11 protein-coding genes are annotated in these 12,335 nt (G+C 55.7%); 7 read left to right on the forward strand and 4 right to left on the reverse strand.

Annotated elements, in window-relative coordinates; translation table 11 throughout:
* Nucleotides 1-83: 83 nt before the first annotated feature.
* Together mioC and asnC are read right to left on the reverse strand one after the other, a co-directional pair.
* Nucleotides 84-533: an FMN-binding protein MioC gene (gene mioC, locus O1722_RS00005; protein ID WP_003862381.1), complete on the reverse strand. Its 450-nt coding sequence runs from the start codon at nucleotides 531-533 to the stop codon at nucleotides 84-86.
* A 90-nt stretch (nucleotides 534-623) separates the two neighbouring features.
* Complete coding sequence (gene asnC / locus O1722_RS00010; RefSeq protein ID WP_003862383.1) at nucleotides 624-1,082, reverse strand: transcriptional regulator AsnC; 459 nt, start codon at nucleotides 1,080-1,082, stop codon at nucleotides 624-626.
* 151 nt (nucleotides 1,083-1,233) lie between these two features.
* On the opposite strand from asnC, the gene asnA reads away from it, so the two are divergent.
* A complete protein-coding gene (asnA, locus tag O1722_RS00015) occupies nucleotides 1,234-2,226 on the forward strand; it encodes an aspartate--ammonia ligase (RefSeq protein WP_003862385.1) in 993 nt (330 codons plus the stop codon).
* On the opposite strand, the gene viaA is transcribed toward asnA, so the two are convergent.
* Both viaA and ravA read right to left on the reverse strand, forming a co-directional pair.
* Nucleotides 2,227-3,678, reverse strand: a complete 1,452-nt coding sequence (gene viaA / locus O1722_RS00020; RefSeq protein ID WP_033487050.1) for an ATPase RavA stimulator ViaA — start codon at nucleotides 3,676-3,678, stop codon at nucleotides 2,227-2,229.
* Nucleotides 3,672-5,168, reverse strand: coding sequence for an ATPase RavA (gene ravA, locus O1722_RS00025; protein WP_003862389.1), 1,497 nt, complete (start codon nucleotides 5,166-5,168; stop codon nucleotides 3,672-3,674). Before ravA ends, viaA begins: the two co-directional genes overlap by 7 nt.
* A gap of 222 nt (nucleotides 5,169-5,390) precedes the next feature.
* Between ravA and kup the strand changes: the two genes are divergently transcribed.
* From kup to rbsK, 6 genes are all read left to right on the forward strand, one after another.
* Nucleotides 5,391-7,259 (forward strand): low affinity potassium transporter Kup, encoded by a 1,869-nt coding sequence (gene kup, locus O1722_RS00030; protein ID WP_006808744.1) that lies wholly within the window; start codon nucleotides 5,391-5,393, stop codon nucleotides 7,257-7,259.
* 214 nt (nucleotides 7,260-7,473) lie between these two features.
* The gene (rbsD, locus tag O1722_RS00035) at nucleotides 7,474-7,893 is read left to right on the forward strand and encodes a D-ribose pyranase (protein WP_003862392.1); all 420 of its coding nucleotides are present in this window, start codon (nucleotides 7,474-7,476) and stop codon (nucleotides 7,891-7,893) included.
* A 7-nt stretch (nucleotides 7,894-7,900) separates the two neighbouring features.
* A complete protein-coding gene (gene rbsA / locus O1722_RS00040) occupies nucleotides 7,901-9,406 on the forward strand; it encodes a ribose ABC transporter ATP-binding protein RbsA (RefSeq protein WP_033487051.1) in 1,506 nt (501 codons plus the stop codon).
* Nucleotides 9,407-9,410: 4 nt separating this feature from the next.
* Complete coding sequence (rbsC, locus tag O1722_RS00045; RefSeq protein WP_003862395.1) at nucleotides 9,411-10,376, forward strand: ribose ABC transporter permease; 966 nt, start codon at nucleotides 9,411-9,413, stop codon at nucleotides 10,374-10,376.
* 27 nt (nucleotides 10,377-10,403) lie between these two features.
* Nucleotides 10,404-11,294 carry a ribose ABC transporter substrate-binding protein RbsB gene (gene rbsB / locus O1722_RS00050; protein ID WP_003862397.1) on the forward strand — a complete coding sequence of 297 codons (891 nt, stop codon included), beginning with the start codon at nucleotides 10,404-10,406 and terminating at the stop codon, nucleotides 11,292-11,294.
* 108 nt (nucleotides 11,295-11,402) lie between these two features.
* Nucleotides 11,403-12,332: a ribokinase gene (gene rbsK, locus O1722_RS00055; protein WP_033487053.1), complete on the forward strand. Its 930-nt coding sequence runs from the start codon at nucleotides 11,403-11,405 to the stop codon at nucleotides 12,330-12,332.
* Nucleotides 12,333-12,335 lie beyond the last annotated feature (3 nt).

A 12,335-nucleotide genomic window follows, 5' to 3' on the forward strand; every position in this document is an offset into this window, starting at 1 on the left:
AACTAAACCAACGTTGTTCTTTGGATAACTACGGCTTAATACGAGCTTTTAACCAGAGTTATCCACATCTGATCGCACGATCTTTAATCGTTTTTGAGTAAATTTTTCCATTCCGCGAGCCAGATCTCGGCTGGATCTTCGGGAATGTCATGATCGAGGATGTTGATCTTCAGCGTTTCACCCAGCTGTTTTGCTCCGCAGGCGGTCACCGCAGCTTCTACTTTCTCTATAGCGCCACAGAAAGTGTCATATTCACGGCTGCCGATCCCCACAGCGCCAAACCGGACGTTTGACAGATCGGGCTGTTGTTCCAGCAGTTCGTCATATAAAGGTTGCAGGTTATCCGGCAGATCGCCCGCGCCGTGCGTGGAGGTGATCAGCAGCCAGACCCCGTCAGTCGGGAGATCTTCCAGCAGCGGTCCGTGCAGCGTTTGTGTAGAAAAGCCCGCATCTTCCAGCTTCTCAGCCAGATGTTCCGCTACATATTCCGCACCGCCCAGGGTGCTGCCGCTGATAAGAGTAATGTCCGCCATTGATCGCTCGCTCAGATAAAGAGGCGGCCATTGTACGCTGTGAACGAGCTGGGATCTACCTGTGGAAAATGTGGGAATGAAATTGCCCGATCACGGGCGGATAGTACGCATGATCGGGTTTTGCAGGGAGATCAGGGTTTCAGTGGACTGAATTTCATCGATTGTTTGGATCTTGTTGATAAGTACCTGCTGGAGGGCGTCAATGGATCGGCACATCACCTTTATAAAGATGCTGTAGTGCCCGGTGGTGTAGTACGCCTCGGTGACTTCATCCAGCGCGTTCAGTTTCTCCAGCGCGGAGGGGTAATCTTTGGCGCTTTTCAGAATAATGCCAATGAAGCAGCAGACGTCGTAGCCAAGTTGCTTCGGGCTGACATCAATGCGTGCGCCGGTGATGATCCCGGCCTGCTTCATTTTCTCGACGCGAACGTGAATGGTCCCCGGGCTGACGCCAAATTGTTTCGCCAGTTCGGCATACGCGGTGCGTGCGTTGGCCATTAGCGCTTCCAGAATGCCGCGGTCCAGATTGTCGATCTGATAATTTTCCATAGGTTTTTCTTATGAAGATTAATGATTCCCTCTATTCTAGCGTCTTATTTTAACGAATCAAAAGTGAAGGCGGCTTTTTGTTGATGGGTTATTGAATTAAGCGCCTGTTCTGTTGCTTAATCAGTATCAACAGGACGCAGGAGTATAAATAATGAAAACCGCTTACATCGCAAAACAACGCCAGATCAGTTTCGTAAAATCCCATTTTTCCCGCCAGCTGGAAGAGAAGCTTGGCCTTATTGAAGTTCAGGCGCCGATTCTGAGCCGCGTGGGTGACGGGACGCAGGATAACTTGTCTGGTTGCGAAAAAGCGGTACAGGTAAAAGTGAAAACACTGCCAGACGCCCAGTTCGAAGTGGTTCATTCCCTGGCGAAGTGGAAGCGTCAAACCCTGGGACAACACGACTTCAGCGCGGGCGAAGGGCTTTACACGCACATGAAAGCCCTTCGCCCCGATGAAGACCGCCTTTCCCCGATTCACTCTGTCTACGTTGACCAGTGGGACTGGGAGCGCGTAATGGGAGATGGCGAGCGTCACGTCGGTACGCTGAAATCCACTGTTGAGGCGATCTACGCCGGGATCAAAGCAACCGAAGCGGCCGTGAGCAAAGAGTTTGGTCTGGCACCGTTCCTGCCGGAAACGATCCACTTTGTTCACAGTCAGGAATTGCTGAGCCGTTTCCCGGATCTGGATGCCAAAGGCCGTGAACGCGCGATCGCCAAAGAGCTGGGCGCGGTATTCCTTATCGGCATTGGCGGGAAATTGTCTGATGGTAAACGTCACGACGTCCGTGCGCCGGATTACGATGACTGGAGCACCGTGGGCGAAAGCGAATATGCCGGTCTGAACGGCGATATTCTGGTCTGGAACCCGGTTCTGGAAGATGCGTTTGAACTCTCTTCGATGGGGATCCGCGTGGATGCTGAAGCACTGAAGCGTCAGCTGGCCGTGACCGGTGATGAAGATCGTCTGCAACTGGAGTGGCACCAGGCACTGCTGCGCGGTGAAATGCCGCAGACCATCGGCGGTGGGATTGGCCAGTCTCGTCTGACCATGCTGCTGCTGCAACTCTCTCACATTGGTCAGGTACAGTGTGGGGTCTGGCCGCAGCAGGTACGTGAGAGCGTCGGTTCTCTTCTTTAATTAACGTCGCCAGCGTCTGAGCAGGCGGCTACGCAACCCGGTATCAAAGCGCCAGATGTGATCGAAGATGCGCATGATGCCGGGTTTTCCATGTGCAGACATCGCCACGGCATGGAAACGGTGCTGGTGCACGCGCTGCATCTCCTTCACTTTATTCACGACGTCGTCCGGCAGCCGCTGGGCGATAAAATCGGAAATCACCACCGCATCCGCGTCGTACCAGTCACCGCCCTGCATGCGCTCAATGATGCTGCGAAAACAGCTGGCCAGATCGGTGCCGCCGCGAAAGCGCTGGCTTAAAAAGCGGATCGCCTGCTCCAGCCCCTGTGGGCTGGTCAGTTCATACCCAACAACTTCGCTGGAAAAGAGCATGATGTAGCAGCGACGACGATCGGCAAGCGCCACGCGCATCAGAGCCAGGCAGAACGCTTTTGCACACTGTTCATTAAAGCCCCCCATCGATCCAGACGTATCGACGCAAACAATGAATGGGCCGCGCGGTTGCTCATCAAAATCCTGGTGTACCACCGGACGCTGGCTGATCTTCTCGCGCCAGGCTTCGCCATGCAGTCGATAGGTAATGAGCTGTTTTTCCACCAGCCGACGATAAAACTCATACTCCAGTTCGGTCATGCCCAGCGTGCTGAGTTCCGTAGGCAGCAGGCGCAGGATGTCATCGCTTTGCTGTAGCCCGTCCACCTGCTCCGGTACGGTGGAGGGTTCACGTACCAGCGTACGGAAGGTTTCCATCGGCGCATCTTTCTTTGGGACCGACCGGGCCTCCCGGGAATGGCCGAGCTGTTCTGCGAGCTTCATCAGCTCCGGCTGTTGTGCCAGAAAGTCGCCGTACTTTACGATCAGCTGATAATCGCCCCGTTTTAACTGGCCGGCACTCATATCCCAGAGTCGACCGGCGGCGTTTTCATTCTCCACCAGCACCTGTTCTAACTGGCCGCTCAGGGTCATTCGCTCCTGGACTTCACTGAGCAACTGTTCGCGCTCTTCGTCCAGCAACTGCTGATTAAGGGCCGTGGCCTGGACCACAAGGCTCAGACGCCAGCGCTGTAAAAACAGCGTATGCAGGGCGGGAGTAAAGCTGGGGTTGTCCGTGACCAGCGCTCTGGCCTGGCTGGCAAACGGGGAGTGAACGTTATCAAGCAGCGTCAGGGTTTGCTGTAGCTGGGCAATAAACTGCGGTGTTGAAAGCCGCTGGCACTGCTGGTAACCAGCCATTTCCTCTGTCAGTTCCGGCGGGACTTCCGTCTCCTTAAAACGCTGTCGCAGGTTATCGCGCCAGCGGGGCAGATCGTCCGTCATTGCTTTTCGGAGCTTCGGGAATTTTTCAAAGAAGGCCGCCAGCTGCGGTGAAGCGAGCAGGGTAATGACGACCTCTTCGATCAACCCTTCCTCGCTAACCGCCAGCATGACGTTAAGCGTGTCCAGCGTTAGCATTGACGCGCCTGTTTGATCTGCGCGCTGACATCCTGCAAGCTGGCTTCAATGCGACCTAACCAGTCGCTATGGATAAAGAGGCATTTCTGCTGTTCGCTGAAGCGCGTGTGCTGCTGATGCCATTCGTTATCCAGCGCGTCGAGCTGCTGTTTGATCTCCTCCGGAACAGTATCGGAGGCCGTGCCCGGCAGCGCCAGGCGCGATCCCTGAAGGCTGACGTCGCGGATCACAAGGTGCTGGCTGCTGTCGACTTCCATCGACAGCGGCTGTGCAAAGCCGATACCGTTGAGTTTACCGCGGATCTCACCGCCTTTATCCAGCCACTGAACCAGCGCAACGCGTTCGATCGTCACGTGCACAACCTGCATATCATGAAGCTTCAGCGGTTGCTGAAGAAGAAGCGTGAGCGAGGCGTCAGTCAGCCCGGCGGGCAGTTCATAGTGCGGTTTACGGGCAAACATCCCGCCAAGACGGTTCACCTTCAGCGCGGTTTTGTCACTTTGCTGCTGCTGGAGCTGAAGGCGACGTTGGGCAATCGCGCCCAGTTGATTAAGCATCGACTGTTGACCCCACGCGTGTCCGGTCATCAAAACGTCCAGCTGCTGTTGCATCAGATTCATCCCTTCTGCGTCGTGCCACAGGCAGTCTTTCAGCAGGATCAGATCGATTGGGGCGACAGCATCGCGGCCGCTAAACAGCGCGCTTGCCTGGAGCAGGCGAATGGCTTTTTTCCAGCGACGATCGGAGACGTACGGCGCGGAAGGCAGCAAATCAAGCTGCTGGCGCAGCATAAAGATCAGCTCAAAAACGGGATCGGGCAGTTTTATCTTGCCGATCTCCTCCTGCCACTGGTGGTATTCCTCGTCCGTGACCTGCAATGACGCTGCCACCGGGTTTTCGTTTTCATCCTGCTGGCTTACCAGCATGGAACGGAAGTTTGATTTATCCTGGACTTTATCCAGCCACAGGCGGATCAGCATACGGTCATACAGCGCTTCCAGGCTGCTGTCGGCTTCGGGCAATTCGTTAGACGCGGCCACCAGCAGGCGCATGGGGATCTTCTCTTCGCTGGCGCCGTTACGGAATCGACGTTCGTTAATTGCCGTCAGCAGGGTATTCAGAATGGCCGGGCCGGCTTTCCAGATCTCATCAAGAAAGACAATTTCCGCTTCCGGAAGATAGCCCGCCGTCAGACGTTCATAGCGTCCCTCATCTTTTAACGCCTGAATGGAGAGTGGGCCGAAAACTTCTTCCGGCGTGGAGAAGCGCGTCATCAAATACTCGAATGCGCGCGCGTTCTGGAAAGCGAATTTGAGGCGGCGTGCGATCAGACTTTTGGCAATGCCCGGCGGGCCCAGCAGAAATACGCTTTCCCCACTCAGCGCCGCCAGTAAACAGAGACGAATGGCGTGGCTACGCTCGTAAAGGCCTTTCTCCAGCGCACTGCTGAGGCGGGAAATTCTTTCTGCTAATAAATGTGAGTGAGCCATAATAGTTTTGCATCCTTTCGCCGTCGTGGCGGCTAATTGAAGCGAGTATAGACGTTTCGGTCTGGCCTGGTAATAGGCTGAAGTGCGGCGCTATTTTCTTTGCGCTACATTAATGCGGCTGCATTTAGGGGTACGATTTTGCATTGAATCGTGCATACTGTGCGCTTTTTGTGGGCCAAGGGACTAAGCACACATTTGTTATTCAAACGAAAAGACTAGTCTATGAGCACTGATAATAAGCAATCATTACCCGCTGTAACGCTTGCGGCGATCGGGGTTGTCTACGGTGATATCGGCACCAGCCCGCTTTATACGCTTCGTGAATGTCTGTCCGGTCAGTTTGGTTTTGGTGTAGAGCGTGACGCCGTATTTGGTTTCCTCTCGCTCATCTTCTGGCTGCTGATCCTGGTGGTCTCCCTTAAGTATCTCTCTTTCGTAATGCGGGCTGATAACGCGGGCGAGGGCGGTATTCTGACCCTGATGTCCCTTGCCGGGCGCAATACGTCTGCAAGAATGACCTCCGTGCTGGTCATCATCGGCCTGATTGGCGGCAGCTTCTTCTATGGAGAAGTCGTGATTACGCCGGCGATTTCTGTAATGTCGGCCATAGAGGGGCTGGAGATTGTCGCGCCACAGCTTGATACGTGGGTGGTGCCACTCGCTATTATCGTGCTGACATTGCTGTTTGCCATACAAAAACACGGTACCGGGCTGGTGGGTAAGCTGTTCGCGCCTATTATGCTGGCCTGGTTCCTGATCCTGGCGGCGCTGGGCTTACGCAGTATTATCGCCAACCCGGATGTCCTGCACGCGCTGAACCCAATGTGGGCGGTGCATTTCTTCCTTGAATATAAAGTGGTGTCGTTTGTGGCGCTGGGCGCGGTGGTGCTGTCCATTACCGGTGTTGAAGCGCTGTATGCGGATATGGGCCACTTCGGGAAACTCCCTATTCGCGTCGCCTGGTTTAGCGTGGTCTTGCCTTCACTGGTGCTGAATTACTTCGGTCAGGGCGCGCTGCTGCTTGCACACCCTGAAGCGATTAAAAACCCGTTCTTCCTGCTGGCGCCGGACTGGGCGCTGGTTCCGATGCTGATCCTGGCGACGCTGGCGACGGTCATTGCCTCTCAGGCTGTCATTTCCGGCGTATTCTCCCTGACGCGTCAGGCCGTGCGTTTGGGTTATCTCTCCCCAATGCGCATTATCCATACCTCGGAGATGGAGTCTGGCCAGATCTACATTCCCTTCGTCAACTGGCTGCTCTATTTCGCGGTGGTGATTGTTATCGTCAGCTTTGAGCACTCCAGTAATCTGGCGGCGGCGTACGGTATCGCGGTAACCGGAACGATGGTGTTGACCTCTATTCTCTCCACCACCGTGGCGTACCGTAACTGGCACTGGAATAAGTTCCTCGTGGGGCTGATCCTGGTTGGCTTCCTCTGCATCGACGTGCCGCTGTTCTCTGCGAACCTCGACAAGATTGTCTCCGGCGGCTGGCTGCCGCTGACGCTGGGTCTGGTGATGTTTATTGTGATGACGACGTGGAAGAGCGAACGTTTCCGCCTGCTGCGTCGTATGCACGAGCACGGTAACTCTCTTGAGGCGATGATCGCCTCGCTGGAGAAGTCCCCACCGGTGCGCGTGCCGGGCACGGCGGTGTATATGTCTCGCGCGCTGAACGTGATCCCGTTTGCGCTGATGCATAACCTCAAGCACAACAAAGTGCTGCACGAGCGCGTGATCCTGCTGACGCTGCGTACCGAAGATGCGCCGTACGTTCACAACGTGCGTCGCGTACAGATTGAACAGCTGTCCCCAACCTTCTGGCGCGTGGTGGCAAGCTACGGCTGGCGCGAAACGCCGAACGTGGAAGAGGTGTTCCACCGCTGCGGTCTGGAAGGCCTGAGTTGCCGCATGATGGAGACGTCGTTCTTTATGTCCCATGAGTCGCTGATCATCGGCAAGCGCCCATGGTATCTGCGCCTGCGCGGCAAGCTGTATCTCATTCTGCAACGTAACGCCCTGCGTGCGCCTGACCAGTTTGAGATCCCGCCTAACCGCGTGATTGAGCTGGGGACGCAGGTCGAGATTTAACCCTTCTGAATATGCCGGGTGGCGCTGCGCTTACCCGGCCTACCAGACCCGTAGGCCCGTGCAAGCGTAGCGCCGCCGGGCAATTTTCCTCTATTGCATTTCACTTAGCGAAACGTTTCGACGTTGATCACAAATCCGTTACGTCATGATGGTTTTCTGAACACTTCTGCGGCTACACTGTTTTTAGCGAAACGTTTCGCTAGTGGAGCAAAAAATGAAGAAAGGCACAGTACTCAACTCAGAAATCTCATCGGTGATTTCCCGTCTTGGGCATACCGATACGCTGGTGGTTTGCGATGCAGGCTTACCGGTTCCGCGCAGCACAACCCGTATCGATATGGCGTTAACGCAGGGCGTACCCTCGTTCATGCAGGTACTGGAAGTGGTCACCGCGGAGATGCAGGTTGAGGCGGCCATTCTCGCGGCGGAAATCAAACAACATAATCCGCAACTCCACGAAACGTTGCTCAGCCACATTGAGCAACTGCAACAGCACCAGGGAAACACCATAGAAATTCGTTACACAACGCACGAGCAGTTCAAACAACAAACCGCAGACAGTCAGGCGGTGATTCGCAGCGGGGAGTGCTCCCCGTATGCGAATATCATTCTCTGTGCTGGCGTCACCTTCTGAGGCCATCATGGACGCATTACTGCAACTCAAAGGGATCGATAAGTCGTTCCCGGGCGTAAAAGCCCTCTCCGGTGCGGCGCTGAACGTCTATTCCGGGCGCGTCATGGCGCTGGTGGGCGAAAACGGCGCCGGCAAATCCACCATGATGAAAGTGCTGACCGGTATCTACCAACGCGATGCCGGTTCGCTGCTGTGGCTGGGTAAAGAGACCACCTTTAACGGCCCGAAATCCTCTCAGGAAGCGGGCATCGGCATCATCCACCAGGAGTTGAACCTGATCCCGCAGCTCACCATTGCGGAGAACATCTTCCTCGGCCGTGAGTTCGTGAACCGGTTTGGCAAAATCGACTGGAAAACCATGTATGCCGAAGCGGACAAACTGCTGGCGAAGCTGAATCTGCGCTTTAAGAGCGACCGACTGGTGGGCGACCTTTCCATCGGCGATCAGCAGATGGTGGAAATCGCGAAGGTGCTGAGCTTCGAGTCGAAGGTCATCATTATGGATGAACCGACCGACGCCCTGACCGATACCGAAACCGAATCCCTGTTCCGCGTGATCCGTGAGCTGAAATCCCAGGGCTGCGGCATTGTCTATATCTCACACCGCATGAAAGAGATCTTCGAGATCTGCGACGACGTCACCGTCTTTCGCGACGGGCAGTTTATTGCCGAGCGCGAAGTGGCAACCCTGACCGAAGATACCCTGATTGAAATGATGGTGGGACGTAAGCTCGAAGATCAGTATCCGCATCTGGAGAAAGCGCCGGGAGAAATCCGCCTGAAGGTGGATAACCTCTGCGGGCCGGGCGTGAATGACGTCTCCTTTACTCTGCGCAAGGGCGAGATCCTTGGCGTCGCGGGCCTGATGGGCGCGGGGCGCACCGAACTGATGAAAGTGCTCTATGGCGCACTGCCGCGCACCAGCGGCTACGTTACCCTTGACGGCCATGAGGTGGTCACCCGCTCGCCGCAGGATGGCCTGGCGAACGGCATTGTCTATATTTCCGAAGACCGTAAGCGCGACGGCTTAGTGCTGGGCATGTCGGTGAAAGAGAACATGTCCCTGACGGCGCTAGGCTATTTCAGCCGCAGCGGCGGCAGCCTGAAACACAAAGATGAGCAGCAGGCGGTCAGCGATTTTATCCGTCTCTTTAACGTTAAAACCCCATCGATGGAGCAGGCGATTGGCCTGTTGTCCGGCGGGAATCAGCAGAAAGTGGCGATTGCCCGCGGGCTGATGACGCGCCCAAAAGTGTTGATCCTTGATGAACCTACCCGCGGCGTGGACGTGGGCGCGAAGAAAGAGATATATCAGCTGATTAACCAGTTCAAGGCCGACGGTCTGAGCATCATTCTGGTCTCTTCCGAGATGCCAGAGGTATTAGGCATGAGCGATCGCATTATCGTCATGCATGAAGGGCATCTCGGCGGTGAATTCACTCGCGAGCAGGCCACCCAGGAAGTTCTGATGGCTGCCGCTGTGGGCAAGCTTAATCGCGTGAATCAGGAGTAAGAAGATGACTACCCAGGCTGTTTCTGGTCGCCGCTATTTCACAAAGGCATGGCTGATGGAACAAAAATCGCTGATTGCCCTGCTGGTGCTGATCGCGATTGTCTCGACCATGAGCCCGAACTTTTTTACCGTCAATAACCTGTTCAACATTCTTCAGCAGACCTCCGTCAACGCCATTATGGCGGTGGGGATGACGCTGGTGATTTTGACCTCGGGTATCGATCTGTCCGTCGGTTCCCTGCTGGCCCTCACCGGCGCGATCGCCGCGTCGATTGTTGGTATTGAGGTCAACGCGCTGGTGGCCGTTGCCGCTGCCCTGGCGGCAGGTGCGGCAATTGGCGCCGTAACCGGCGTGATTGTGGCGAAAGGTCGCGTTCAGGCGTTCATCGCCACGCTGGTGATGATGCTGCTGCTGCGCGGTGTGACCATGGTGTACACCAACGGCAGCCCGATTAATACCGGTTTTACCGATAACGCCGATCTGTTTGGCTGGTTCGGTATCGGTCGCCCGCTGGGTGTCCCGACCCCGGTCTGGATCATGGCTATCGTCTTCCTGGCGGCATGGTACATGCTGCACCATACCCGTCTGGGTCGTTATATCTATGCGCTGGGCGGTAACGAAGCGGCAACGCGCCTGTCCGGTATCAGCGTTAATAAAGTCAAAATTATCGTTTACTCCCTGTGCGGCCTGCTGGCGTCTCTGGCGGGCATCATCGAAGTGGCGCGCCTCTCTTCCGCGCAGCCAACGGCGGGTACGGGCTATGAGCTGGATGCCATCGCGGCAGTGGTTCTGGGCGGTACGAGCCTTGCGGGTGGTAAAGGTCGCATTGTTGGGACATTGATCGGCGCACTGATCCTCGGTTTCCTGAATAATGGTTTGAATTTGTTAGGTGTTTCCTCCTATTACCAGATGATCGTTAAGGCAGTGGTGATTTTGCTGGCGGTACTGGTAGACAACAAAAAACAGTAACTGACGACACTACAGGACATCTTAGATATGAACATGAAAAAACTGGCTACCCTGGTTTCTGCTGTCGCGCTGAGCGCAACCGTAAGTGCTAACGCCATGGCGAAGGACACCATCGCGCTGGTTGTCTCTACCCTGAACAACCCGTTCTTCGTCTCTCTGAAGGATGGCGCGCAGAAAGAAGCAGATAAACTGGGCTACAACCTGGTGGTGCTGGATTCTCAGAACAACCCGGCGAAAGAGCTGGCTAACGTTCAGGACTTAACCGTTCGTGGTACCAAAATCCTGCTGATCAACCCAACCGATTCCGACGCGGTCGGTAACGCCGTGAAGATGGCAAACCAGGCGAAGATCCCGGTCATCACCCTTGACCGTCAGGCAACGAAAGGGGATGTGGTCAGCCACATTGCGTCTGATAACGTACTGGGCGGTAAAATCGCCGGTGACTACATCGCGAAGAAAGCAGGTGAAGGCGCGAAAGTGATCGAGTTGCAGGGTATCGCCGGGACTTCCGCAGCCCGTGAACGTGGTGAAGGCTTCCAGCAGGCTGTAGCGGCGCACAAATTCAACGTGCTGGCGAGCCAGCCGGCAGACTTCGACCGTACAAAGGGCCTGAACGTCATGCAGAACCTGCTGACCGCGCATCCTGATGTGCAGGCGGTATTCGCACAGAACGACGAAATGGCGCTCGGTGCGCTGCGTGCGCTCCAGACTGCGGGTAAATCAGATGTGATGGTTGTCGGATTTGACGGCACGCCGGATGGTGAAAAAGCAGTAAATGATGGCAAACTGGCTGCGACCATCGCTCAGCTGCCTGAGCAGATTGGCGCGACTGGCGTGCAAACTGCCGATAAAGTGCTGAAGGGCGAAAAAGTTCAGGCCAAATATCCTGTTGACCTGAAACTGGTCATTAAGCAGTAAAGGCGATTCAGGCAGTCGCTGGCTGCCTGAGGGACACCAAATAAAAGAAAAGTGTGGCATACGCCACCGGGTAAGACCGGTGGCGCTCTCAGATGGACACCTCAATACATGAAAACCGCAGGCAACCTCGTCGTCCTTGGCAGTATCAATGCCGATCACATTCTTAACCTTGAAATGTTCCCCACTCCGGGCGAAACCGTCACTGGCAATCAGTATCAGGTGGCGTTCGGCGGTAAGGGCGCAAACCAGGCGGTTGCCGCCGGACGCAGCGGGGCGAATATCGCGTTTATCGCCTGTACGGGTGATGACGATACCGGCGAGCGCGTACGCAAACAGCTGGCAAGCGACAACATCGACATTGCACCCGTCAGCGTGGTTGCAGGGGAATCTACCGGCGTGGCGCTGATTTTCGTCAATGCGGAAGGTGAGAATGTCATCGGTATTCATGCGGGGGCTAATGCCGCGTTAACGACTGAACGCGTCGAAGCGCAGCGTGGAATCATCGCCGGAGCGGAAGCCCTGCTGATGCAGCTGGAGTCACCGGTTGAAAGCGTGCTGGCCGCCGCGAAAATTGCGCATGAAAATCATACGTCTGTCGTACTTAACCCTGCGCCTGCCCGTGTATTATCAGACGAGCTGCTGGCGCTGGTGGATATCATTACCCCGAACGAAACCGAAGCGGAAAAGCTGACGGGTATCCGTGTCGAAAATGATGACGATGCAGCGCGTGCCGCGCTTGCACTGCATGAAAAAGGCATCGGCACCGTAATCATCACCCTCGGCAGCCGTGGGGTCTGGGCTAGCGTCAATGGCGAAGGCCGTCGCGTACCGGGCTTTAAGGTCAAAGCCATTGATACCATCGCCGCAGGAGACACCTTCAACGGTGCACTGGTAACGGCGCTGCTGGAAGGAAAAGCAATGGATGACGCGATCCGCTTCGCGCATGCCGCCGCTGCGATTGCGGTGACGCGTAAAGGCGCTCAGCCTTCTGTTCCATGGCGTAAAGAGATTGATGAATTCTTAAGTCAGCAGGGGTAACGC

Source organism: Enterobacter cloacae complex sp. HYC003_NIDB (assembly GCF_056673375.1).